Origin of the sequence: Streptomyces sp. bgisy159 (assembly GCF_965341775.1) — a bacterium.
GTDB lineage: Bacteria > Actinomycetota > Actinomycetes > Streptomycetales > Streptomycetaceae > Streptomyces.
The window spans coordinates 385,596-409,148 of record NZ_CBDQZH010000001.1 but is presented as its reverse complement, the minus strand read 5'-3'; the positions used below and the strand labels follow the sequence as shown (position 1 = coordinate 409,148).

Genomic DNA, 23,553 nt, shown 5'->3' with positions numbered 1-23,553 from the left:
TGTCAGTGGCGCAGTGCACTATCGGAGGCGGGAGGTGGTGCCGGTGGCGGCTGGGCCGGGTTTCGACTGCGACGTGCTCGTGATCGGTGGGGGGATCGTCGGGCTGTCGACCGCGTTCGCGATCAGCAGGGCCGCGCCCGGCACCCGGGTCACCGTGCTGGAGAAGGAGCCTGGTCCGGCACGGCACCAGACCGGGCGGAACAGCGGGGTGATCCACAGCGGCATCTACTACCGCCCGGGGTCCCTGAAGGCTCGGTACGCGGTGCGCGGCGCCGCCGAGATGATCAAGTTCTGCGCGGAGTACGACATTCCGCACGCGGTGACCGGAAAGCTGATCGTCGCCACCGAGCGGTCCGAGCTGCCCCGGCTGCACGCCCTGGTCCAGCGCGGCCGGGAGAACGGCATACCGGTCCGGGAACTGGGCGCCTCGCAGATCGCCGAGTACGAGCCGGAAGTGCGGGGCCTGGCCGCCATACACGTGCGGACGACCGGCATCTGCGACTTCGGCGAGGTCGCGCGGCGGCTCGGCGAGGCGTCCGGGGCGGAGATCCGGTACGGCGCCCGGGTGGTCCGGGTCGACCGGCGCCCCGGCCTGGGCGTCGCCGTCCGCACGGCGCGCGGGGAGGTCGTACGCGGGCGGGTGCTGGTGAACTGCGCCGGCCTGTACTGCGACGAGATCGCCCGGCTGACCGGGGACGACCCCGGGGCACGGATCGTGCCGTTCCGGGGCGAGTACTACGAGCTGACGCGGCCCGAGCTGGTGCGCGGACTGGTGTATCCGGTGCCCGACCCTGCGTTCCCGTTCCTCGGTGTCCATCTGACCCGCGGTATCGACGGCGGGGTGCACGTGGGGCCCAACGCGGTGCCGGCGCTGGCCCGCGAAGGATACGGCTGGGGCGTCGTGCGCCCCCGGGAGATCGCGACCACCCTGGCCTGGCCCGGGGCGTGGCGGATGGGGCGGCGGCACTGGCGGTACGGGGCCGGGGAGCTGCGGCGGTCGGTGTCACGGCCGGCCTTCGTGGCGGCGGTGCGCCGCATGCTGCCCGCGGTCGCGGAAACCGATCTGGTGCGGGCGGGGGCCGGGGTGCGGGCGCAGGCCGTACTGCGGGACGGCGGGCTGGTCGACGACTTCCTGATCCAGGAGGGGCAGCGGGCCGTGCACGTGCTGAACGCGCCGTCCCCGGCGGCCACGGCGTCCCTGCCGATCGGACGGGAGGTGGCCCGGCGGGCCCTGGGAGTGCTGGCGGCCTCGTGACGGGGGCACGCGGCCGGGTGCTGTCACACCCTCCCCGTAAAATCGACCGCACTGTGTCTGACTCCGTGAATTCCCCAGAAACGCCCCAGTCCGACCCCGGTGAGCGGCGGCACCTGCCCGGTGCCTCCCTGCGTCACACCCGGGCCAAGGGGGAGCCCCGGTTCCCCGACGGCCCGAAGGCCGATCCCGCCGGGTCGCACTTCGAGCGACGGATCCGGAGCTTCCAGCCGAGGCGCAGCCGGGTCACGGCGGGGCAGGCCGACGCCTTGCAGCGGCTGTGGCCCAAGTGGGGGCTGGACATCGACGGCGGGCGGATCATCGATCCCGCCGAGCTGTTCGGTAACGGCCGGCCGGTGGTCCTGGAGATCGGTTTCGGCATGGGTGAGGCCACCGCGCAGATGGCCGCCGCCGATCCGGACACCAACATCCTCGCCGTGGACGTGCACACCCCCGGGCAGGGCAATCTGCTCAACCTGGCTGACCGGGGCGGCCTGGACAACGTGCGCGTCGCCAACGGGGACGCGATCATCCTGCTGCGCGAGATGCTCGCCCCCGACTCCCTCGACGGGCTGCGCGTCTACTTCCCCGACCCCTGGCCCAAGAAGCGCCACCACAAACGGCGGCTGATCCAGCCGGAGTTCCTCACGCTCGCGGCGGGCCGGCTGAAGCCGGGGGCGGTCGTGCACTGCGCCACCGACTGGGAGCCGTACGCGGAGCAGATGCTCGACGTGCTCACCGCCCACCCCGACTTCGAGAACACTCAGGCCGACGGCGGGTACGCGCCCCGGCCCGGCTTCCGGCCGCTGACCCGCTTCGAGGGCCAGGGGCTGGACAAGGGCCATGTGGTGCACGACCTGCTGTTCCGCCGCACAGCGCACCGCTGACCGCTCCCCCGCTCCGCGCTCGGGCACCATCGCGGGCGGGCCCAACCCTCGTTAGGGTCGATGCCGTGGCCACCAGTCCGACGTACCCGCCCCACCCGCCGCACCCGCCCGCCCCGGACGGCCCCGCGGGCCCCGGAGCGGTGCGGCACGCGCACTGGTGGCAGCGCACCTGGGTGCGGTACGGGGCGCTCGTCACCCTGCTCGCCCTGTCCGGGCTGGTCATCCTGGCCCTGGTACGCGAACAGACCGGCACCGAGGGCTTCCTGGTCGGGCTGGGCCTGGCCGTGCTGCCGGTGCCGCTGCTGGTGGCCGCGTTCCGCTGGCTGGACCGGGTGGAACCCGGCCCCTGGCGCAACCTGGTGTTCGCCTTCGCCTGGGGCGCCTGCGCGGCCGCGCTCATCGCCATCATCGCCAACAGCTTCGCCACCAAGTGGATCGCCACGGCCACCGCCGACCCCTCCGGCGCGGACACCCTCGGCGCGACCGTCATAGCTCCCGTCGTCGAGGAGTCGGCGAAGGCGGCCGCCGTGCTCCTCGTCTTCCTCTTCCGCAGACGGGACTTCACGGGGATCGTCGACGGCGTCGTCATAGCCGGGGTGACCGCGACCGGCTTCGCGTTCACCGAGAACATCCTCTACCTCGGCACCGCCTTCGGCACCGACCAGCTCACCGGCGACAGCGGGATCGCCTCCGTCACCGCCGCGACGTTCTTCGTGCGCGTCATCATGTCCCCCTTCGCGCACCCCCTGTTCACCGTGCTCACCGGTCTCGGCTTCGGCATCGCCGCGCTGTCGGCGGAGCGGCAGCGCGTGCGGCGGGTGCTGCTGCCGCTGGCCGGACTGCTGCTCGCGATGGGCATGCACGCCCTGTGGAACGGTTCCACGACGTTCGGCGACTACGGGTTCTTCGCCGTGTACGGCGCCTTCATGGTGCCCGCGTTCGCGGTGCTGACCTGGCTGGTGGTGTGGACGCGCCAGCGGGAGCTGGCCACCGTGCGGGAGGAACTGCCGGTGTACGCCGTCGCGGGGTGGCTGACGCCGGGCGAACCGGTGGCGCTGGGCTCCATGCGGGCGCGGAAGCTGGCGCGGGAGCACGCGAAGCAGCGACTGGGCGGAGCTGCCGCCCGGGCCGTCGCCGAGTACGAGGCGTACGCGACCTCGCTGGCGTTCCTGCGGCATCGCGGGCGGCGGGGGCGTGCGGGGGCCGGCTTCGTCGAACGGGAACGGGAGTTGCTGAACGAGTTGTGGCGGCGCCGGGAGGTGGCGCGACCCGCGCTGGGGTACGCGGCCCGGATCGTGGCACCGGTGCCGTTGCCGATGCCGACGCAGTGGCCGGTGCCGACGCAGTGGCCGGGGTACGGGTATCCCGGCCCGGGGGCACAGCAGGCGGCGGGGCCGCCGCACCCGGGCGGGCAGCACCCCGGTATGCCACACCCAGGTGGGCAGCACCCGGGCGTGCAGCACCCAGCTGCGCCGTACCCGTCAGGACCGTACCCGGCGGGGCCGTACCCGTCCGGGCCCTATCCGGCGCACAACCCGTACCGGACGTAAGGCCGGACCGGGGTCCGGCCGTTCGGCACCGCCGGCACGGGAGGCCGTTTCGCTGAACCCTGGCCGAGACTCGGCGCCGCCGGCACGGGAAGCCGTTCGCTGAACCCTCGCCGAGGCCTCGTGGACTCTCGCGAACGGATATCAGCGGCCCGCCGGGGAGCCCGTCAGGCCGACGCCTCCGTCAGGCGGGTCAGTTCCTCCCCGGTCAGCGTGAGGTCCGCGAGGCCCAGGAGGGCCGGGAGCTGGTCCGTCGTACGGGCCGAGGCGATGGGGGCGGCCACGGTGGGCTGGGCGGCGAGCCATGCCAGGGCGACCGTGGCGACCGGGACGTCGTGGGCCCGGGCCGTCTCGTCCAGCGCGGTCAGAACACGAACGCCCCGCTCGGTGCCGAGGTGCTTGGCGGCCCCGGCGGCCCGGGCGCTGTCCACCGTCGTACCGGGGCGGTACTTGCCGGTGAGGAAGCCGGACGCGAGCGCGAAGTACGGCACCGCGGCCAGGCCCTCCGCGGCGGCGAGGTCCCGCAGGGCCCCCTCGTACGTGTCACGGGAGACCAGGTTGTAGTGCGGCTGGAGGGCGACGTAGCGGGCCAGGCCCTCGCGGTCGGAGAAGTCCAGGGACTGCCGCAGCCGCCCGGGCCCGATGTTGGAGGCCGCGATGTGCCGGACCTTGCCGGCCCGCACCAGTTCGTCCAGTGCGCCGATGATCTCCTCGACCGGGGTGTCGGGCTGGTCGAAGTGCGTGTAGTAGAGGTCGATACGGTCGGTGCCCAGGCGCCGCAGCGAGGCGTCGGCGGCCGCCTTGATCGTGGCGGCGGACAGCCCCCGGTACTCGGGGTGCTGGCTCACCTTGGTCGCGATCACCACGTCGTCACGGTTGCCGCGCGCCCTGAGCCACTTGCCGATGACCGTCTCGGACTCGCCGCCGCTGTTGCCGTCGACCCACGCGGAGTAGGAGTCGGCGGTGTCGAGGAAGTTACCGCCGGCCGCCGTGTAGGCGTCCAGTACGGCGAAGGAGGCCGCCTCGTCGGCGGTCCAGCCGAATACGTTGCCGCCCAGGGCGAGCGGGGAGACGGCGAGGTCGGAGTTGCCGAGCTTGCGCAGAGAAGTCATGTATCAGTGCAACGATCACTCGGAGCCGCTGATTCCACCGACCGCACTCATGGCCGCCGACCGCACCCATGGCCCGCCGACCTCGCACACGCCCCGCCGACCACGCTCACGTCCCGTCCACCGCGCCCACCGGTCCGTCACCGCCCCGCCGGGCGTCAGATCAGACGGACAGGCCCTTGCCGCGCAGCCACGCCGCCGGGTCGATGCCGCTCGCCGCACCGTCGGGGTGGACCTCCAGGTGCAGGTGGGCGCCGGTGACGTTGCCGGTCGCGCCCACGCGGCCGATGACCTCGCCCGTGGACACCTTCTGCCCCACGCTCACGCTGATCGACGACTGGTGGGCGTACCAGAGCTCCGTGCCGTCGTCGAGCGTGAGGACGGTCTTGTAGCCGTAGGAACCGTCCCAGCCGGCGAAGGTGATCGTGCCGCTGTGGATGGCCTTGAGGAGCGTGCCCGTGGGCGCGGCGAAGTCGAGGCCGGTGTGGTACCCGGAGGACCAGTAGGCGCCGGCCTGACCGAAGGTCGAGGTGATGGTGTACGAGGAGGTCGGCAGCGTGAACTGCTTGGCGAGCCGGGCGAGTCGCTCCTGCTCGGCCTTGCGCGCGGCTTCCTCCGCCGCCTTCTTCTTGGCGGCCTCGGCGGCGGCCTCGGCCTCCTCCTCGGCCTTGGCGACGGCCTCGGCCTCCGCCTTGGCGACCGCGGCCTGCGCGGCGGCCTGGGCCTTGGTCTCGACCTGGCTCTGCTGCGACTCGGCCTGCGCCATGATCCGGTTGCGCAGCGCCTCGCCGGCGTCGGCGGAGCCCTGGGCGGCGTCGGCCGCGGGGGCGGCCAGGCTGCTGAGCGCGGCGCCGTCGTCGGCGTCGGTGTCGTCCGAGCCGCCGTCGTCGGAGATCAGCGAGCCGACACCCGGCAGGTCGGGCAGGGAGATGGCGACCGGCGGCTTGCCGGTGTTGGCGCTGGCCATACCGCCGGCGCTGACGGCGGCTATGACGCCGACGCCGAGCACGGTGGAGCTGCGGGCGAACCCACCGCCGCGCTGCTTGGCGACGCGGTGCCGGCCGCGCACCGGGCGAATGGAATCCGCGGTGGGGTTCCACTCCTCCCAGGGGCCCTCGTCGCTGCGGTGGCCGCCGTAGCCGAACGTCTCGGTGAGACGCGGGCCGGGCACGGACGGGGCTTCTGGGGCAGGCCGGTTGGACGCCACGCGGGCGTACTCCTTTCCTTCCGTCGCCTACCGGGTTAGCTGACGGGTTCGGAGCGGGAAGGTCTCCTACGCGCGTATACCGGCCGCTGCTCGCGGCGGTTTCCGCGTGATTCACCCCAAGGTGGTGGTTCCCCGGTTCCCTTGCGGGATTCGGCGCGTGCGCACGGAGCCGCCTCTTGTGACGGCTGGGACGACCGCGCTGCGTTATCGAACGTTAATAGACCCGAGGGCGGGTTTCCAAGCCGTTCCGCTTGATCATCACGACTTTTTGGCCTGGACTTTAGGCCCATGAACGGCCCAAATGGGGCGAGTTGACTCGCCGTCGGCGTGATCCGCACCGACCTCAGCAGTCACACGGATTTTGATGGTGACTCAGATGTTATGCGCAGGGCGGTCGCCTGATGACAGAACGTGAAGAAGGGGCAGGAGGAGGGACGGCTGCCGAAAACACCGAGGGCCGGAACCCTCTCGGATTCCGGCCCTCGGCCTTCAGTAGCGGGGACAGGATTTGAACCTGCGACCTCTGGGTTATGAGCCCAGCGAGCTACCGAGCTGCTCCACCCCGCGTCGTTGTGTCTCGAGTGTACGTCATGCCGGGGGCAGAAAGCCAAACGGTTGGTTTCCGCTGGTCGGAGACGGGTCGGCCGACGGGTCGGCCGGGGTGCGCCATGCCGGGCGTCACCCGAGGAGATGGCGGTTCGGCCGCTTCGCCCGGGCCTCGTGCTCGGGGAGTACGACGACGTCCGCGCCCAGCGCCGTGAGCTGCCCGGCGCCGTCGGCCGCCGCCACGAAGGTGTCCGGCTCACGCCAGGCCGTCACCACCCGGCGCACTCCGGCCGCCAGCACCAGCCGGGCGCAGGGAGTGGGGCGGGAGGCGCGGTGGGTGCAGGGTTCCAGGCTGCTGTACACGGTGGCCGTGGCCAGGCGGGCGTCGTCCCGGTCGATCTTGGCCAGGGCGGCCTCCTCGGCGTGCGCGACGGGGTCGCCGGCCTCGCGGGAGTGCCCGCGGGCGAGTTCGGTGCCGTCGGCGGCCACGACCACCGCGCCCACGCTGAACGCGGACGGCGACGGCGGGCACCGCTCCGCGAGTTCGCAGGCGAGGGCGAGCCAGTGGTGGTCCGCCGCGGTGGGGACGGTGCCGGTGCCGGGTGCGGTGGGCTCGTAGCGCATGAGCACGACGTCCTCGATCCGGCGGGTCTCCACGAGCCGCAGCCGGCCGGGCTGGTAGACGCCGGGGCCGAAGAGGCGGGGCGCGCCCGGGTCACCGACGAAGAGCGGGGCGAGGACCAGCTGGAGTTCGTCGGCGAGGCCCTGCTGCAGGAGCTGGGTGTGGACGGTTCCGCCGCCCTCGACCATGAGGCGGCGTACGCCGCGCTCGTCGTGCAGGTGCTCCAGGACGCGGCGCCAGTCGAGGTCGGGGCCGAGCGGGACGATGTCGGCGGCGAGCCCGGCCCGCCCGGCGGTCTCGGCACCCTTGTCCGTCGTGTAGACGACCCTGTCGCCGCCGGTGTGCCAGAAGTGGGCCGTGGGGTCGAGGTCGCCGGAGCCGCTGACGGTGACCTTGAGCGGATAGGCCGGCTTTCCGTCGGCGATCCGGGCGGCCCGGCGGTCGGGGGAGTTGACCAGGAGGCGGGGGTTGTCGGCGCGGATGGTCCCGGCGCCGATCAGGATCGCGTCGACGGAGGCGCGCACCTCGTCGACGCGGTCGAAGTCGGCCGGGCTGGAGAGCAGCAGGCGGTCGGGGCCGGTGTCGTCGAGGAAGCCGTCGAGGGAGACGGCGGCGGACAGCAGGACGTACGGGTACGGCATGGGCGCGCTCTCTCGTCGGCGGGGAGCCGGACTCCGACGTTCAGTGAGCCCGGTGATACCTCGAAACCTTGGTTAAAGTTTGAAACAAACCTACACTGACGGGATGACGACCCGCTGGCTGACCCCCGACGAGCAGCGCGCCTGGCGCGCGTACATCGCCGCCAACCTCCTGCTGGAGGACACGCTCGACCGCCAGCTCCAGCAGGACGCCGGCATGCCCCACCTCTACTACTCCATCCTCGCGAACCTCTCCGAGGCCCCCGAGCGGCGGATGCGGATGACCGACCTCGCCGAGCGCACGAAGATCACCCGCAGTCGGCTGACCTACGCGGTGACCCGCCTGGAGAAGGACGGCCTGGTCCGGCGCGAGCAGTGCCGGTGGGACAAGCGCGGCAGCATCGCCGCGCTGACGGACGAGGGGACGGCGGTGCTGGAACGTACGGCGCCGGGCCATGTGGCCACCGTACGCGCATCGCTGTTCGACCATCTCAGCGCCGAACAGGTGGGGCAGCTGGAGCAGATCTCCGTACAGATCCTGCGGGCACTGCAAGGAGAGGACGCGGGGCCGAAGGGGGCGGGTCCGGACGACCTGCCGTGGCGGCGCCGGTCGACGCCCTGCCCCTGAGCCCCGCCACAGTCCGGTCACCTCGGCACTCGCGCTAGTTGATTCAACTTTGAAGCACGAGTAGGGTCTCGATCCGAGGTTCTGCTTCAAATCTGAAGCAGCAAGGCACCGCCCGCGAGAACCCGGAGACCCGCATGCGCGCCGACTTCCCCGCCCACTTGCCCGCCGACGTCGCCGCCGATGTCGCCGCCGACTTCCCCGCCGCCACGCAGCGCGCCCGCGTACGGGTCCCGCTGCGCTTCCACGACGGCTACTCCGTCGACGCCGAACTCGTCACCTTCCACGGCCTCACCGACGGCCAGGAGCACGTCGCGATCGTGCTCGGCGATCCCGCGCCCGCCGCCACCCCGCTGGTCCGGCTGCACTCCGAGTGCCTCACCGGCGACGTCCTCGGCTCCGCCCGCTGCGACTGCGGCCCGCAACTGCGCGAGGCGGTGGAGCGCATAGCCGCCACCGGCGGCGTCCTGCTCTACCTGCGCCAGGAGGGCCGCGGCATCGGCCTCTACAACAAGCTCGACGCCTACGCCCTGCAGGACCAGGGCCTCGACACCTACGAGGCCAACGCCGCGCTCGGGCTGCCCGAGGACGCCCGCGACTACACCGCCGCCGCCCAGATGCTCCGCGCCCTCGGCATCGACCGGCTGGACCTGCTGTCCAACAACCCCGACAAAGCGGCCCAGTTGGGCACGCTCGGCCTGACCGTCCGCGACCGTGTCCCCACCGGCGTCTTCACCACCCGCCACAACCTCCGCTACCTCCGCGCGAAGGTCCTCCGGACCAGCCACACTCTGCCGCTGGCCGAGCTGACGGCGGTGACCACGAGCTGAGTCCGACGGCGGCGGGCAGATCGTCCGCCGCGGGAGCTGGTTGGATCGATCCGGTGAACCCAGCTAGAAACAAAGGGATGTCGACCAGCGTCCCGACGTGTGTGTTCAGCGACATGGCCGCGCCGGCCGCGACCGGCGGTCACGCGGTCGACCGCTTCGTCGAGATCGGTTCGTTGACCAAGGTCGTCACCGGTACGGCCCTCACCCGCATGGCCGCGGCCGGGCTGCTCTCGTGGGACGACCCGATCGAACGCCGGCTCCCCGCCGCCCCGGCCACGGGCATCACCCTCCTGCACCTGGCCCGGCACACCTCCGGCCTCCCCCGTCTGCCACCCGGCCGGCTCCCCCGGCGGGACCCCTACGCGGCGTTCGACCGCCCCGCGCTGGACCGGTTGCTGCCCCGCCTCGACACCCTCGTGACCCGTCCTCCCGGCGAGGCCGAGGAGTACTCCAACCTCGGTTACGCGGTCCTCGGCGCGGCCCTGACCGCCGTCTCCGGGACGACGTACGAGGAGCTGGTGACCGAGCACGTGCTGAACCCGCTCGGCATCACGGAAGTGACCGCGCGCCCCGACCCCGCCCGGCGCCTGACGGCCCCCGGGTTTCTCGGGCGCCCCCGCAGGCCTTGGACGATGGACGGCGCGATCCTGCCCGCGGGCGGTCTGTGGGCCACTCCCCGCGCCGCGGCCGACCTGGTCGTGCGGCTGCTGCTGGAGCGCCGGCTCGGCGACCCCGCCCCGAGCTGGCAGACCTCCGGGCCCCTGCGCTGGCACAACGGCGCCACCCGCCACGCCTCCCTCTTCGCCGGCGCGACGGACGACGGCCGCTGGGCGCTGGTGCACCGCCTCAACGGGGCTCCGGACGACACGGACCGGATGGGCGTCGAGCTGCTGCGGCAGCCCCGCACCGCCCGTTAGGCGCGCCACGCCTCGGCCCGTCCGCCGACCCGCCTGCCCCGGACGCGCCGTCCCGGGCCGCCCCGGGCCCTCGACCAGCGCACCGACGCCCGGGGTCGGCATCCACAGTCTGTGGATGCCGACCCCGGGCGCGAGGGGCGAGGCGCGGGTGCGTCAGGCGGAGTCCGACGACGAGCGACGGCGGCGGGCGACGATCACCGCACCGGCACCGAGCACCACGGCGGCGCCGCCCAGGAGGGCGAGCTTCGGCGTGGCGGAGGACGAACCGGTCTCGGCGAGGGCGCCGGTCGTGGTCGTCGTGGTGGTCACCGGCACCGTGGAGGTGCCGCCCTGCGGCTTGTTGTCCGAGGGACGCGGGGTGGTGCCGTGCGTCGCCTCGCCGCCGGACGCGCCCCCGGCGGCGACGAGCTCGAACTCGTAGACGTCGAAGTCCGGCGTACCGCCGCAGTCGCCCGAGTCGTTGTAGTAGTCACCGGTGGTCACGGCGATGCCCGCACCGGCCGGTGCCTCGGCGTCCACGGTCAGCCGGAGCTTGACGTCGGAGTGGGCCCCGGCCTTCAGCGCGCTGATCGTGCCCGCGTAGCCGTCCCGGTCGAGGTTGTGCCACGCGGGGGAGGCGGCGTTGGACCACTGCAGCTTCAGCATGCGGCCGAGGTCCTTCTGGCCCGACTTGTCGGTGGCGTGCACGCTCACGTACGGGTAGACCTCGTCCAGGGTCCGACCGGTGTTGTTGGTCAGCCGCATCGAGAAGTCCACCGTCGAGCCGGCCGCGATCCTGCCCGGCAGCCCGGAGACCGACACGGCGAGACCGGGTTCCGCCTCGCAGGAGTCGCCGTTCTCGGCGTCCTCCTTGGCCTGGGCGAGGGCCCCCTCGGCGGCTTCCAGGGCCGCCCGGGCGTCCTCGGTGGCCTTCTGTGCCACGGAGTACTGGCGAGCCGCCGCGACCCGGGCGTCGTTGCTGGCGTCGAGGGCATCGGCGTACTTGGTGTCGGCGGCCGACTTGTCCGCGGCGGCGTCCTCGGCCGCGGCCTGAGCCTCGGCGAAGGCCTTGAGGGCGGCGGTCCGGTCGGCCTCGGTGGAGTTCTCGTCCGCCATGACGGCGTCGACCGCCGCCTGCGCGTCCGCGACCGCCTTGTCCGCGGCGGTCTTCGCGGCCGCGGCGGCCTTGGCCGCCTTCTCCGCCTCGGCGGCGGCGACGGTGAGCGGCGCGGTGTCGGAGAGCGCGGCGTCGACGGCCTTGCGGGCGGCGGCCTCGGCGGCGACGGCGTCGTCGTACGCCTTCTTCGCGTCGGCGACGGCCTTCTCCAGCTCGGCTATGGAGGGCTTCGCCGCCGCCTGCGGCTGCGACTTCGGCGTGGTGGACCCCGAGGACCCCGCGGACCCGGTCGAGGTGGCCGACGCGGTCGGCGCCGCGGCGGTGCCGGCGAACGCCGGACCGGCGGCGAGGAGCACGACGGGGGCGGTGGCGGCCAGGGCGACGGCCGTCGCGAGAGTACGGCGGATCTTCATGGGTTCTCGTTTCTGGCGAGAAAGAACGGAGAGGTGTGCGACGGACCCCGGGCCGGCGTCGACATCGTCCGTCATCGCGTCAGAACCCCGTGATCTCAAGCGCCGCGGCCGACCGTTGGCACGCGGTCCCGGTCAGCGTCATGATCGTATTACCGCGATGCGCCCCGTGGAACCGGTTATATTTCCCACCCGCCCCACCCGCCCGGAATCACCCGTTCCACTCACCCTTGAAACGGGACAAAGGCCACAGTTGCTCTCGCGGGCGGGGATTCTCTGTGACTGTTGCCATCCGTCGGCCTGACCGTACGTCCGGCGGGACGGACGACAACTGCGCTGCCGGTGGGTTCGGTTGGCCGAAAAGCAACCTCGACGTCACGATCCGACGGGCCCCGGAGCCGTCCCCCTCACACACCGCTCACACACCGCCCCCGAACGAAGCAGCGCCCGAGGCGACCGAAGTCGCCTCAGGCGCTGCGCTGCAGGCCGGGAGGGATATGTCCCGCCTGCCACCGGTAGGCCGTGTGGGACTCGAACCCACAACCAATGGATTAAAAGTCCACTGCTCTGCCAATTGAGCTAACGGCCCGTGGCGATGTTGCCCACCCGAGCATAGCCGCAGCCGGCCGGGTCTCCGATCGAGTATGGGGGACACGGCCGGGGCGGAGTAACCGGATACCGGTCAGGTCCCCGTCGGCGGGGCCGCCCGGGGACCCGGCGGCTCGGGACGGGGCGGCTCGGGGCCAGGACGGCCGAGGGCCCGTACGACCGGCGTCGTACGGGCCCTCGTGCTCAGCTCAGCCGGCGTCAGCCGTTGCGCTTCCAGCGCGGCTTGTCCTCGCGGCGGCCGAAGGAGCCGCCACCGCGGTGGTCGTCACGGCGGCCGTAGGGGCGGTCGTGGCCGCCGGAGCGGAAGCCCGGGCGGTCGTCACGGCGGTCGCGGTTGAAGGGACGGTCGCTGCCGCGGTGGCCACCGCGGTCGTCGCGGCGGAAGCCCCCGCGGTCGTCCCGGCGCTCGAAGGAACGGCCACCACGGTCGCCGTCACGGCGGTCACGGTCGAAGCCGCGGTCCCCGCGCTCGCCCTCGCGGCGGTCACGGTCGAACGGACGACGGTCGTCACGGCGGAAGCCCCCGCGGTCGTCCCGGCGCTCGAAGGAACGGCCACCACGGTCGCCCTCGCGGCGGTCACGGTCGAAGGGGCGGCGGTCGTCGCGGCGGAAGCCACCCCGGTCGTTGTCCCGGCGCTCGCCGTCGCGGCGGTCACGGTCGAACGGACGACGGTCGTCGCGGCGGTCGAAGCCACGGCCGCCCCGGTCGTCGCGGCGCTCGAAGGAACGGCCACCACGGTCGCCGTCACGACGGTCCCGGTCGAACGGACGACGGTCGTCGCCCCGCTCACCCCGGTCGTCACGCCGCTCACGGCGCTCGTACGACGACGCGGACGCCGGCCGCTCCTCGCGCACGGCGCGCTCACCGGCGTTGTCATGGTGGGCGGTCGCCTGCTCGGGCACCGACGGCTCGGCGGCCGCCTCGGCCTGCACGGCCTGGGCCTCGGCCACGGCGGCCTCCGGGTCCTCGCCGCGCTCACGGGCAACGCGGGCAACCAGCCGGTCGGCCTCCTCGCGCAGCTCGGTGGCGCGGCGCTGCGCGCGCTCCAGCTGCTTGCTGAGGTGGGAGACCTCGCGCTCGGCCTGCTGGGCGGCGTTCCCGGCGGACTCCGCCTGGACCTCGGTCATGGAGCGGGCGCCGGTGATCTCGGCGACCTCCGGGTCGAAGGCTGCGCCGCCCTGGATGATGTGGCGGGCCGCGTCGACGCCGGCGTCCTCCATGAGGCGGAAGATCTGGCGGCGCTGGTGCGGCAGCGAGAGGGAGACGACCGTGCCGGTGCGGCCGGCGCGCGCGGTGCGGCCCGCGCGGTGCAGGTAGTCCTTGTGGTCGCCGGCCGGGTCCACGTTCAGAACCAGGTCGATGCCGTCGACGTGGATGCCGCGGGCGGCGACGTCGGTGGCGACCAGGACGTTGACATACCCGTCCTTGAAGTCCGCGAGGGTGCGGGTCCGGGCGCCCTGCGTCATGCCGCCGTGCAGCGCGTCGGCCTTCACGCCGGCGTCGCGCAGCTGCTCGGCGACGCGGTCGGCGCCCAGCTGGGTGCGGACGAAGATGATCGTGCGGCCCTTGCGGGAGGCGATCGCGGCGGTGACCGGCGCCTTGTCCTTGGGCTTCACGATGAGGATGTGGTGGGACATGGTCGTCACCGCGCCCTGGGCCGCGTCCACCTCGTGCAGGACGGGCTCGTTCAGGTAGCGGTCGACGAGGGTCTTGATCTCGTTCTCCATCGTCGCGGAGAACAGCATCCGCTGGCCGCCCGCCGGGACCTGGTCCAGCAGCTCCGTCACCTCGGGCAGGAAGCCCAGGTCGGACATCTGGTCGGCCTCGTCGAGAACCGCGATCTGCACGTCCTCCAGGGAGCAGGCGCCGCGGTTGATGATGTCGCGCAGCCGGCCCGGGGTGGCGACCAGGATGTCGACACCGCGCTCCAGGGCGTAGATCTGGTTGCCCATCGACGTACCACCGCAGACGACCTTCATCTTCAGGCCGACGACGTCCCCGTACGGCTGCAGCGCGTCCGCGACCTGCATGGCCAGCTCACGGGTCGGGGTGAGGATGACGGCGCGCGGGCGCTTCTTCTCGGTGCGGCCGCCGGCCAGCCGGGCCAGCGTCGGCAGACCGAAGGAGAGGGTCTTGCCCGAACCGGTGCGGCCCCGGCCGAGGATGTCCTTGCCGGCCAGGGCGTCCGGGATAGTCGCGGCCTGGATCGGGAAGGGGGTGGTCACGCCGTTCTGTGCGAGCTTGCGCACCACACCCTCGGGCAGACCGAGGTCCGCGAAGGTGATCTGCGGAGCCTCGTCACCGCCGGCCTCGGCGGCCGCGACGACCTCGATGATGGTCTCGACGGTCTCGTCGGTGGGGTCGGCCTCGGGCACGACGACGTGATCAGTGCTGGAAATGGACATGCGAATGCGAAACCTTCCGGAGTCTCTTCGGCACGCGCCCGTCAACTCCGTGAATCGCATCCGACCGCCTCAATGCGGTCCGCCACGGCAAAGGAGAGTACGCGCCACACGGCGCGCTCTGTTGTGGCGCCGGGCAAATGGGATCAAACGATCTACCACCATACGCACCTAGCCCCCCTCAAGGCAAACCGGCCCTGTCCGCGCAGCTCAGCGCCCTGCCCTGCCGCACGAGGCCCCGTGGCCGCGACCGCCCCCTCACTCCCGCACCTCGGCGCCCGCCTCAGGGGCCGGCTCGCGGTCGACGAGCTGCGCCTGCGTGTCCTCGTGCGCCGATGACGAGGGCTCGGCCGTGCTCGGCTCGGGCGAGGGCGAGGCCGGCGGCTCGGGCGAGGTGGGCGGCTCCGGGTCGGCGGGCCGGGGAGGCGGCGTCGGCCGAGCCCTGGTCGGCTCCGGCTCCCCGGACCTGTCGGGCCTGACCTTGTCGTCCTTGCCCGGCTTCTGCTCCGCCGACGGTGACGCGGCGTCCGCCTCCGCCGACGGGGAGGCGGACGGTGAGGCGGACGCGTCCGTCCCGTCCTCGGCGTCGTCCCCCGCCTTGCCCCGTCCGCGCCTGCCGTCGGTGCCCATGCCGCCGGCCCCGAGGCCGGCACCCGGGACCACCTGTCCCCCGGCGGCCTCCCCGCCGTCACGCCGACCGGCCGAGGGCGACGGCTTCGCCCGGCTGCCGTCCTCGTCCCCCACGCTCATGCAGCCGGCGGCCGCGGCGACGGCCATGACGGTGGCGGCCAGGCGGACGGGTACGTACAAGGGGCGCACGGAAGCCACCTCCGGGTCGGTCTGCGGGAGTCGACGTGCCCAACTCCCACCGCCCACAAGAGGACACGCGCCCCGCTACGACCGTGTCCGACCTGTCACCCGTACCCGAGCGCGTGCAACCGGGCGTCGTCGATGCCGAAGTGGTGGGCGATCTCGTGCACCACGGTCACCTCGGTCTCCTCGACGACCTCCTCGCGCGAGCCGCACATCCGCAGCGTCGGCCCCCGGTAGACGGTGATCCGGTCGGGCAGCACACCGGCGTACCACTCTCCTCGGTCGGTCAGCGGGGTCCCCTCGTACAGGCCGAGCAGCTCGGGATCGTCGGCCGGGGGTTCGTCCTCCACGAACACCGCGACGTTGTCCATGAGCCGCGTCAGCTCCGGCGGGATCCGGTCCAGCGCCTCGGCGACCAGTTCCTCGAACTCCTCGCGCGTCATCTCCAGCACAGGCCCATTGTCCGGCACGACCCCGCCACCACCAGGCCCCGCACGCCCGGCATACCGGAGAACGCATCTGGGCATACGGGACCAATGGCCCGCGTCCGCGTCCCAGCCGCCGTCCTGAAGCCCCTGAAGCCCCTGAAGCGCCACCGCAGCCGACCGAAGTCCCCGGGGTACCCCGCCCGCCCCGGCTCCGCCGAGCGTTCCAGCCGGGCGCGCCGGAGGCCCGCGGCGGCCGTCCCGGAGCTCGCCGGCCGTCGGCGACCCGCGGTCCGCGCCTTCGGCCTGGTCGCCGTCGTCCTGCTCGGCGCCTGGCTGGGCCTGCTCGTCGTGGGCAACGTGCGGACACAGGTCGGCCCCATGAACACCACGATGACCCTGCGTCCGTCCCTCACCGGCGGCACGAAGATCAACGTCTCCCCGCTGGGCGCGCTCACCCTCGACAGCCATGTCGCCCCGGTCCGCCTCGACGTGAACGTCGACCAGCTCGACCCCGTCCGCTCCCAGGCCCTGGTCGACCATCCCGAGCGCCTGTCCGGCCTCCAGGACCAGGTCACGCGGGACGTGGAGCGCGGCACCCGGGACCTGGCGCTGCGCTCCTGTGTGGCGGTCGTCTCCGGCGCCACGGCTCTCGGCCTGGCCGTCTACCGCCGCCCGCGCCGCGCGATGGCGGCCGGCGGCCTGGCCCTCGCCCTGCTCGCCGCGTCCGGCGCGACCGCGTACGCCACCTGGAACCCGAAGTCGGTCCTGGAGCCCAGGTTCTCGGGGCTGCTGTCGTCCGCGCCGTCCCTGGTGGGCAACGCGCGCAGCATCGTCACGGAGTTCGACGTCTACCAGCAGGAGCTGGCCCGTCTGGTGACGAACGTGACGAAGCTGTACGACGTCACCTCCACGCTCCCCGTCTACCAGCCCGACCCGACCACCGTCCGGGTGCTGCACGTGTCGGACATCCATCTCAACCCGGCGAGCTGGAAGATCATCGCCTCGCTGGTGAAGCAGTACAAGGTGAACGTGATCGTCGACTCGGGCGACACCATGGACCACGGCACGGCGGCGGAGAACGGGTTCCTGGACCCCATCGCGGAGCTCGGCGCGCCGTACGTCTGGGTGCGCGGGAACCACGACTCGCGCCTCACCCAGCGCTATCTGGAGGGGATCAGGAACGTGCGGGTCCTGGACGGCGGGCGGGCGGTGACCGTGGCGGGCATCCGGTTCGCCGGGATCGGCGATCCGCAGTACACGCCGGACCGGTCCACCGTGCCCGGCAGCGAGGAGACCCAGGAGCAGGCGGGTGCCCGGCTGGCACGGGCGCTGCGGGAGCAGCGGGCCGCCGGCACGCCGGTCGACATCGCGGTCGCACACGAGCCCGCCGCCGCGCGGGTCGTGGACGGCGAGGTGCCCATGGTGCTGGCGGGCCACATCCACCACCAGGAGATGAAGATCCTGGAGAAGGGCACGCGGCTGCGGGTGGAGGGCTCCACCGGGGGCAGCGGGCTGCGGGCGGTGGAGGGGAAGTACCCCGACCCGATCCAGGCGTCGATCCTGTACGTCGACCGCGACACGCACCGCCTCCAGGCCTGGGACGAGATCAGGCTGGGCGGCCTCGGCCTGACGACGGCCGAGGTCAGCCGCCACCTCCCGCGGGAGAACCAGCCCGGCGCCGCCCCCTCCCCGAGCCCCACGCCCACCCCTGCGCCCAGCCCCGCCTCCGGTTCGGCGACGCCGTCCGCGTCCGCGTCCGGGCGGACCGGCAGCCCGGCGCCCACCCCCGCGACCACCGCTCCGTAAACCGTTTTGGCGATACCTCCCGCCATCCCATATGCTTCTCACGTCCCCGACGCGCTGAGAAGCGCCCAGGCGGGCCGATAGCCCTCATCGTCTAGCGGCCTAGGACGCCGCCCTTTCAAGGCGGTAGCACGGGTTCGAATCCCGTTGGGGGCACGCATCACCGTGTGCGACACTGTCGTACGCAACAGCTTGGTCCTGTGGAGCAGTTTGGAGTGCTCGCCACCCTGTCAAGGTGGAGGCCGCGGGTTCAAATCCCGTCAGGACCGCTGAGGTTTCACGTGAAACCTCGTGGCTGGGTAGCTCAGTTGGTACGAGCGTCCGCCTGAAAAGCGGAAGGTCGCCGGTTCGACCCCGGCCCCAGCCACCGTTCGAAGGCCCCGACCGTACGGTCGGGGCCTTCGGTGTTTTCTTTCACAGGCCTTCACCACCGGAAAAACACGTGTCCCCTACAACCCTTTGCTAGACCTATGAGTCAACTGAGCCAGGGTTCGGTGAGCCCTGTCAGCGGACACGTCTGAAGCGGTGGTGGGATGACCCAGACAGATCACAGGGAGGCGGCGCGGCCGTCCGGTACTCCCGGACACGCGCAGGGGGGTGAGGAGACGCTCACCCTGCGGGCCGTGCCGACGCAGGCCGTCCCGGCCAAACGGCCGAACCGGCTGGCCGCCCTGGACGGACTGAGATTCCTGGCCGCGCTCGCCGTGGTCCTGTTTCACTTCGTGGGACAGACCCCGGCGGCCATGGAGGGCATCTGGCACCAGCCCTACCAGGAGCTGTTCCCCGAGCGCGTCCACAGCACCTTCGCCTTCGGCCGTCTCGGCGTCGACCTGTTCTTCCTGATCAGCGGCTTCGTCATCTGCATGAGCGCCTGGGGCCGGACCCCCCGGCACTTCTTCATCTCGCGGGTCACCCGCCTGTACCCGATGTACTGGATCGGCGTGCTGGTCTCGGCCGCCGTCATCTACCTCGCCGACACGCCCTTCGGGCACCCCAACCCGCGCGTGCTCTTCGCCAACCTCACGATGCTCCAGCGGCCCCTCGGCGTCGACAACCTCGACTCGGTCTACTGGACCCTCTGGCCGGAGCTCTGCTTCTACCTGACCTTCTCGGTCGTGGTGTGGAAGGGCCTCACCTACCAGCGCGTGGTGATCTTCTGCGGTGTCTGGACGGTGGCCGCGGTCCTGGCCCCCAAGGCGGGCATCCCGCTGCTCTACCTGATCGTCAACCCGACGTCCGCGCCGTACTTCATCGCCGGTATGGCCTTCTACCTGATGTACCGCTTCCGGCCGACCCCCCTGCTGTGGGGCATCGTCGTCATGTCGTGGCTGCTGTCCGTGCACTTCCTGCTGGCACCGCACGGCGGCCGCAACAACTGGGCGACCTGGGCACCCTGGCGTGGCTGGCTGATCCTCGCGGTCACGGTGTCGTTCCTGCTCATCGCCGCGATCGCGCTCGGCTGGACCAGTCGCCTGAGCTGGCGGGGCCTGACCGTCGCGGGCACGCTGACCTTCCCGCTGTACTTGCTGCACGACGTCATCGGCATGACCGTGGTCCACCACTACGGCGACCGCGTCGACCCCTGGGTCCTGATCGCGGCGACGGTCAGCGCGCTGATCCTGTTCTCCTACCTCGTGCACCGTTTCCTGGAGCGTCCCATCGCCGCGTCCATGCGCCGCTGGCTCAGCACCGCCGAGTTCTCGAAGACACCCGAGGTCCGCCGCCCGTGAGCGGGGGCCGGCCCCTCGCGGCCGGCCCGGGCAAAAGCGTTCGCCACACATTTCGGCGGGATGAGATCCTGGACTCCGTATGTCTACGCATCCCGCCCCCGCCCTCGGCGCCCTCGCCGCCCGCCTGACCGAGCTGTCCCTGCGTGACGCGCACCGGCTCGGGCGGAGGCTGGAGGGTGCGCGCAAGATCCGTAAGCCGGAGGCCCGTACGGCCGTCCTGGAGGAGATCGAGGCGGAGGTCGCCAGGGCCGAGGCCAGGATGGCGGAGCGGCGCGGCCGGGTGCCCGCCGTCACCTATCCCGAGCAGCTGCCCGTCAGCCAGAAGAAGGACGCGATCGCCGAAGCGATCCGCGACCACCAGGTCGTCATCGTCGCCGGTGAGACCGGTTCCGGTAAGACGACCCAGATCCCCAAGATCTGCATGGAGCTCGGCCGGGGCGTCCGGGGCATGATCGGGCACACGCAGCCCCGGCGGATCGCCGCCCGGACGGTCGCCGAGCGCGTCGCCGAGGAGCTGAACACCCCCCTCGGCGAGGCCGTCGGCTGGAAGGTCCGCTTCACCGACCAGGTCGACCCGGACGCCACCTTCGTCAAGCTGATGACGGACGGCATCCTGCTCGCGGAGATCCAGACCGACCGCGAGCTGCGCGGCTACGACACGATCATCATCGACGAGGCCCACGAGCGGTCCCTCAACATCGACTTCCTGCTCGGGTACCTCGCCCAGCTGCTGCCCAGGCGGCCCGACCTCAAGGTCGTCATCACCTCCGCGACCATCGACCCCGAGCGCTTCTCCCGGCATTTCGGCGACGCCCCGATCGTCGAGGTCAGCGGGCGGACGTACCCGGTGGAGGTGCGCTACCGGCCGCTGCTCGAGGAGGACTCCGACGACGCCGACCGGGACCAGATCACCGCGATCACGGATGCGGTGGAGGAGCTCATGGGCGAGGGGCAGGGCGACATCCTCGTCTTCCTCTCCGGCGAGCGGGAGATCCGGGACACGGCGGACGCGCTGGAGAAGAAGTACTCCCGCGCCGGAGGCACCGATTGGCAGCGCACCGAAGTGCTGCCGCTGTACGCGCGCCTGTCGCACGCCGAGCAGCACCGCGTCTTCCAGCCGCACGGCGGCCGGCGGATCGTCCTGGCGACGAACGTCGCCGAGACCTCGCTGACCGTCCCGGGCATCAAGTACGTCATCGACCCCGGCTTCGCCCGGATCAGCCGCTACAGCCACCGCACCAAGGTCCAGCGGCTGCCCATCGAGCCGGTCTCGCAGGCCAGCGCCAACCAGCGCAAGGGCCGCTGCGGCCGAACCTCCGACGGCATCTGCATCCGGCTGTACTCCGAGGACGACTTCCTGGCCCGACCGGAGTTCACGGACGCGGAGATCCTGCGCACCAACCTCGCCTCCGTCATCCTGCAGATGACCGCGGCCGGCCTGGGCGACATCGAGAAGTTCCCCTTCATCGACCCGCCGGACCACCGCAACATCCGCGACGGCGTGCAGCTGCTGCAGGAGCTGGGCGCCCTCGACCCGGAGCAGAAGGACCCGCGCAAGCGGCTCACCCAGACCGGCCGCAAGCTCGCCCAGCTGCCCGTCGACCCGCGGCTGGCCCGGATGGTCCTGGAGGCGGACCGGAACGGCTGTGTCCGCGAGGTCATGGTCATCGCCGCCGCGCTGTCGATCCAGGACCCTCGCGAGCGCCCGGCCGACAAGCAGGCCCAGGCCGACCAGCAGCACGCCCGCTTCCGCGACGAGACCAGCGACTTCCTCGCGTACCTCAACCTGTGGCGGTACGTCCGCGAGCAGCAGCGCGAGCGCGGCTCGTCGTCGTTCCGCCGCATGTGCAAGCAGGAGTTCCTGAACTTCCTGCGGATCCGCGAGTGGCAGGACATCTACACCCAGCTGCGCACGGTCGCCAAGCAGATGGGCATCCACCTCAACGACCAGGACGCGGACGCCGACCGCATCCACGTCTCGCTCCTCGCCGGTCTGCTGTCGCACATCGGCATGAAGGACGTGAAGGAGTCCAAGGACGCGGCACCCCGCAAGGACGGCGGCGGCCGCAACGAGTACCTCGGTGCCCGCAACGCCAAGTTCGCCATCTTCCCCGGCTCCGCACTGTTCAGGAAGCCGCCGCGGTTCGTGATGTCCGCCGAGCTCGTCGAGACGTCCCGCCTGTGGGCCCGGGTCAACGCGAGGATCGAGCCGGAGTGGGTCGAACCGCTCGCCGGGCACCTCCTCAAGCGGACCTACTCCGAGCCGCACTGGGAGAAGGACCAGGCGGCCGTGATGGCGTACGAGAAGGTCACGCTGTACGGCGTGCCGATCGTCGCGCAGCGGAAGGTGAACTACGGCCGGATCGACCCGGAGGCCAGCCGCGAGCTGTTCATCCGCAACGCGCTGGTCGAGGGGGACTGGCGCACGCACCACAAGTTCTTCGCCGACAACCGCAGGCTCCTCAGCGAGGTCGAGGAGCTGGAGCACCGGGCGCGGCGCCGGGACATCGTGGTCGACGACGAGACGCTGTTCGACTTCTACGAGCAGCGGGTGCCCGACCACGTCGTCTCCGGGGCGCACTTCGACTCCTGGTGGAAGCGCAAGCGCCAGGAGCAGCCGGACTTCCTGGACTTCGAGCGGGAGATGCTCATCCGGGAGTCGGCGGAGGCGGTCACCAAGGCCGACTACCCGGATACCTGGCGGCAGGGGCCGCTGAAGTTCCGGGTGACCTACCAGTTCGAGCCGGGGGCGGACGCGGACGGTGTGACCGTGCACGTCCCGTTGCAGGTGCTCAACCAGGTCACCGACGAGGGCTTCGACTGGCAGATCCCGGGTCTGCGCGAGGAGGTCGTCACCGAGCTGATCCGCTCGCTGCCGAAGCCGATCCGCCGCAACTACGTCCCGGCGCCGAACTACGCCAAGCGCTTCCTGGACACCGCCGTCCCCCTCCAGGAGCCGCTGACCACCACCATGGCGCGTGAGCTGAAGCGGATGGTCGGAGTGCCCTTCGAGGCCGGCGACTTCGACTGGTCGAAGGTGCCCGACCACTTGAAGATCACCTTCCGGATCGTCGACGAGCGGCGGCGGAAGATCGCCGAGGACAAGGACCTGGAGGCGCTGAGGCTGCGGCTGAAGCCGAAGGCCCGCCAGGCCATCTCCCAGGCCGCGGCGGCCACCGCCTCGCGCCGGGGCGGGGAGTCGCTGGAGCGCACCGGCCTGACCGACTGGACCATCGGGACACTCACCCGGGTCTTCGAGACCCGCCGGGCCGGCCAGCCGGTCAAGGCGTACCCGGCACTGGTCGACGACGGCGACACCGTCTCCGTGCGGCTCTTCGACACGGAGGCGGAGCAGGCCGAGGCGATGTGGAAGGGCACACGGCGGCTGATCCTGCGCAACATTCCGGTCAACCCCGCGAAGTTCGCTTCCGAAAAGCTGACGAACCCGCAGAAGCTGGCGCTGTCCGCGAATCCGCACGGTTCGATCCAGGCGCTGTTCGACGACTGCGCGACCGCCGCCGCGGACCGGCTGATCGCCGACTTCGGGGGCCCGGCCTGGGACGAGGAGTCGTACCGGAAGCTGTACGACAAGGTCCGGGCGGAGATCGTGGACACCACGGTCCGCACGGTGGCGCAGGTGCAGCAGGTGCTGGCCGCCTGGCAGGCCTGTGAGCGCCGCCTGAAGGGCGTACGCAGTCCCGCGCTGCTCGCCAACCTCCAGGACGTGCGCAAGCAGCTGGACGCCCTCGTGAAGCCCGGCTTCGTGACGTGGGCGGGGCTGCGGCGGCTGCCGGACCTGATGCGTTACCTGGTGGCCGCCGACCGGCGGCTGCAGCAGATGCCGGCCAACGTCCAGCGGGACACGACCCGTATGGAGAAGGTCCACGAGATGCAGGACGAGTTCGCCTGGCTGCTGGAGCAGATGCCCCAGGGTCGGCCCGTCCCGTCCTCGGTGCTGGACATCCGCTGGATGATCGAGGAGCTCCGCGTCAGCTATTTCGCCCACGCGCTGGGCACCGCGTACCCCGTCTCCGACAAGCGGATCGTCAAGGCGATCGACGCGGCGGTGTCGTGATGGCTC

General features: G+C 72.1%; 16 protein-coding genes, 5 tRNA genes and 1 riboswitch. Of the genes, 12 read left to right on the top strand and 9 right to left on the bottom strand.

Translation table 11 applies throughout. The features are described from left to right. The first annotated feature begins 13 nt into the window (after positions 1-13). The 3 genes from lhgO (at position 14) to ACSLTV_RS01930 (ending at position 3,689) form a co-directional block, all read left to right on the top strand. On the top strand, positions 14-1,255 hold the full coding sequence (gene lhgO, locus ACSLTV_RS01940; protein ID WP_432139070.1) for an L-2-hydroxyglutarate oxidase: 1,242 nt from the start codon (positions 14-16) through the stop codon (positions 1,253-1,255). 53 nt (positions 1,256-1,308) lie between these two features. Continuing rightward, positions 1,309-2,139 carry a tRNA (guanosine(46)-N7)-methyltransferase TrmB gene (gene trmB / locus ACSLTV_RS01935; RefSeq protein ID WP_432139069.1) on the top strand — a complete coding sequence of 277 codons (831 nt, stop codon included), beginning with the start codon at positions 1,309-1,311 and terminating at the stop codon, positions 2,137-2,139. A 65-nt stretch (positions 2,140-2,204) separates the two neighbouring features. Then, positions 2,205-3,689 (top strand): PrsW family glutamic-type intramembrane protease, encoded by a 1,485-nt coding sequence (locus ACSLTV_RS01930; protein ID WP_432139068.1) that lies wholly within the window; start codon positions 2,205-2,207, stop codon positions 3,687-3,689. Positions 3,690-3,853: 164 nt separating this feature from the next. Here the strand turns inward: ACSLTV_RS01930 and ACSLTV_RS01925 are convergent, their stop codons facing one another. The 4 genes from ACSLTV_RS01925 to ACSLTV_RS01910 form a co-directional block, all read right to left on the bottom strand. Next, positions 3,854-4,798: an aldo/keto reductase gene (locus ACSLTV_RS01925; protein WP_432139067.1), complete on the bottom strand. Its 945-nt coding sequence runs from the start codon at positions 4,796-4,798 to the stop codon at positions 3,854-3,856. A 160-nt stretch (positions 4,799-4,958) separates the two neighbouring features. Beyond that, on the bottom strand, positions 4,959-6,002 hold the full coding sequence (locus ACSLTV_RS01920; protein ID WP_435611499.1) for a M23 family metallopeptidase: 1,044 nt from the start codon (positions 6,000-6,002) through the stop codon (positions 4,959-4,961). A gap of 7 nt (positions 6,003-6,009) precedes the next feature. Beyond that, positions 6,010-6,168: riboswitch (cyclic di-AMP (ydaO/yuaA leader) on the bottom strand. 327 nt (positions 6,169-6,495) lie between these two features. Continuing rightward, a tRNA-Met gene (locus ACSLTV_RS01915) sits at positions 6,496-6,569 on the bottom strand. A 111-nt stretch (positions 6,570-6,680) separates the two neighbouring features. Further along, positions 6,681-7,811, bottom strand: coding sequence for a dihydrofolate reductase family protein (locus ACSLTV_RS01910; protein WP_432158860.1), 1,131 nt, complete (start codon positions 7,809-7,811; stop codon positions 6,681-6,683). Positions 7,812-7,914: 103 nt separating this feature from the next. Between ACSLTV_RS01910 and ACSLTV_RS01905 the strand changes: the two genes are divergently transcribed. The 3 genes from ACSLTV_RS01905 (at position 7,915) to ACSLTV_RS01895 (ending at position 10,180) form a co-directional block, all read left to right on the top strand. Continuing rightward, a complete protein-coding gene (locus ACSLTV_RS01905) occupies positions 7,915-8,436 on the top strand; it encodes a MarR family winged helix-turn-helix transcriptional regulator (RefSeq protein WP_432158861.1) in 522 nt (173 codons plus the stop codon). A 134-nt stretch (positions 8,437-8,570) separates the two neighbouring features. Continuing rightward, positions 8,571-9,263: a GTP cyclohydrolase II gene (locus ACSLTV_RS01900; protein WP_432139063.1), complete on the top strand. Its 693-nt coding sequence runs from the start codon at positions 8,571-8,573 to the stop codon at positions 9,261-9,263. Between the two features lie 77 nt (positions 9,264-9,340). Continuing rightward, on the top strand, positions 9,341-10,180 hold the full coding sequence (locus ACSLTV_RS01895; protein ID WP_432139062.1) for a serine hydrolase domain-containing protein: 840 nt from the start codon (positions 9,341-9,343) through the stop codon (positions 10,178-10,180). Positions 10,181-10,333: 153 nt separating this feature from the next. Here ACSLTV_RS01895 and ACSLTV_RS01890 read toward each other — a convergent pair whose 3' ends face one another. The 5 genes from ACSLTV_RS01890 to ACSLTV_RS01870 form a co-directional block, all read right to left on the bottom strand. Then, positions 10,334-11,689, bottom strand: coding sequence for an LAETG motif-containing sortase-dependent surface protein (locus tag ACSLTV_RS01890; RefSeq protein ID WP_435611498.1), 1,356 nt, complete (start codon positions 11,687-11,689; stop codon positions 10,334-10,336). Between the two features lie 513 nt (positions 11,690-12,202). Beyond that, positions 12,203-12,275: transfer RNA gene (locus ACSLTV_RS01885), tRNA-Lys, on the bottom strand. Positions 12,276-12,493: 218 nt separating this feature from the next. Continuing rightward, positions 12,494-14,701, bottom strand: a complete 2,208-nt coding sequence (locus tag ACSLTV_RS01880; RefSeq protein ID WP_432139060.1) for a DEAD/DEAH box helicase — start codon at positions 14,699-14,701, stop codon at positions 12,494-12,496. A gap of 255 nt (positions 14,702-14,956) precedes the next feature. Beyond that, on the bottom strand, positions 14,957-15,517 hold the full coding sequence (locus ACSLTV_RS01875) for a hypothetical protein (protein ID WP_432139059.1): 561 nt from the start codon (positions 15,515-15,517) through the stop codon (positions 14,957-14,959). A gap of 95 nt (positions 15,518-15,612) precedes the next feature. Further along, positions 15,613-15,963, bottom strand: a complete 351-nt coding sequence (locus tag ACSLTV_RS01870) for a metallopeptidase family protein (RefSeq protein WP_432139058.1) — start codon at positions 15,961-15,963, stop codon at positions 15,613-15,615. 84 nt (positions 15,964-16,047) lie between these two features. Here ACSLTV_RS01870 and ACSLTV_RS01865 point away from each other — a divergent pair, with 84 nt between their 5' ends. The 6 genes from ACSLTV_RS01865 (at position 16,048) to hrpA (ending at position 23,547) form a co-directional block, all read left to right on the top strand. Next, positions 16,048-17,745: a metallophosphoesterase family protein gene (locus ACSLTV_RS01865; RefSeq protein ID WP_432139057.1), complete on the top strand. Its 1,698-nt coding sequence runs from the start codon at positions 16,048-16,050 to the stop codon at positions 17,743-17,745. A gap of 80 nt (positions 17,746-17,825) precedes the next feature. Next, positions 17,826-17,898 (top strand) — tRNA-Glu (locus ACSLTV_RS01860). Between the two features lie 38 nt (positions 17,899-17,936). Beyond that, positions 17,937-18,011: transfer RNA gene (locus ACSLTV_RS01855), tRNA-Asp, on the top strand. Between the two features lie 24 nt (positions 18,012-18,035). Continuing rightward, positions 18,036-18,109: transfer RNA gene (locus ACSLTV_RS01850), tRNA-Phe, on the top strand. Between the two features lie 166 nt (positions 18,110-18,275). Further along, positions 18,276-19,472: an acyltransferase family protein gene (locus tag ACSLTV_RS01845; RefSeq protein WP_432139056.1), complete on the top strand. Its 1,197-nt coding sequence runs from the start codon at positions 18,276-18,278 to the stop codon at positions 19,470-19,472. A gap of 79 nt (positions 19,473-19,551) precedes the next feature. Beyond that, positions 19,552-23,547 carry an ATP-dependent RNA helicase HrpA gene (gene hrpA / locus ACSLTV_RS01840; protein WP_435611497.1) on the top strand — a complete coding sequence of 1,332 codons (3,996 nt, stop codon included), beginning with the start codon at positions 19,552-19,554 and terminating at the stop codon, positions 23,545-23,547. Positions 23,548-23,553: the final 6 nt, after the last annotated feature.

Bases quoted from the DNA above. Each gene is read 5' to 3' on its own strand.
- ACSLTV_RS01895 (WP_432139062.1), top strand. From the start codon at position 9,341: ATGTCGACCAGCGTCCCGACGTGTGTGTTCAGCGACATGGCCGCGCCG.
- ACSLTV_RS01880 (WP_432139060.1), bottom strand. From the start codon at position 14,701: ATGTCCATTTCCAGCACTGATCACGTCGTCGTGCCCGAGGCCGACCCC.
- ACSLTV_RS01910 (WP_432158860.1), bottom strand. From the start codon at position 7,811: ATGCCGTACCCGTACGTCCTGCTGTCCGCCGCCGTCTCCCTCGACGGC.
- ACSLTV_RS01845 (WP_432139056.1), top strand. From the start codon at position 18,276: ATGACCCAGACAGATCACAGGGAGGCGGCGCGGCCGTCCGGTACTCCC.
- ACSLTV_RS01900 (WP_432139063.1), top strand. From the start codon at position 8,571: ATGCGCGCCGACTTCCCCGCCCACTTGCCCGCCGACGTCGCCGCCGAT.
- ACSLTV_RS01890 (WP_435611498.1), bottom strand. From the start codon at position 11,689: ATGAAGATCCGCCGTACTCTCGCGACGGCCGTCGCCCTGGCCGCCACC.
- ACSLTV_RS01865 (WP_432139057.1), top strand. From the start codon at position 16,048: ATGGCCCGCGTCCGCGTCCCAGCCGCCGTCCTGAAGCCCCTGAAGCCC.
- hrpA (WP_435611497.1), top strand. From the start codon at position 19,552: ATGTCTACGCATCCCGCCCCCGCCCTCGGCGCCCTCGCCGCCCGCCTG.
- ACSLTV_RS01925 (WP_432139067.1), bottom strand. From the start codon at position 4,798: ATGACTTCTCTGCGCAAGCTCGGCAACTCCGACCTCGCCGTCTCCCCG.
- ACSLTV_RS01905 (WP_432158861.1), top strand. From the start codon at position 7,915: ATGACGACCCGCTGGCTGACCCCCGACGAGCAGCGCGCCTGGCGCGCG.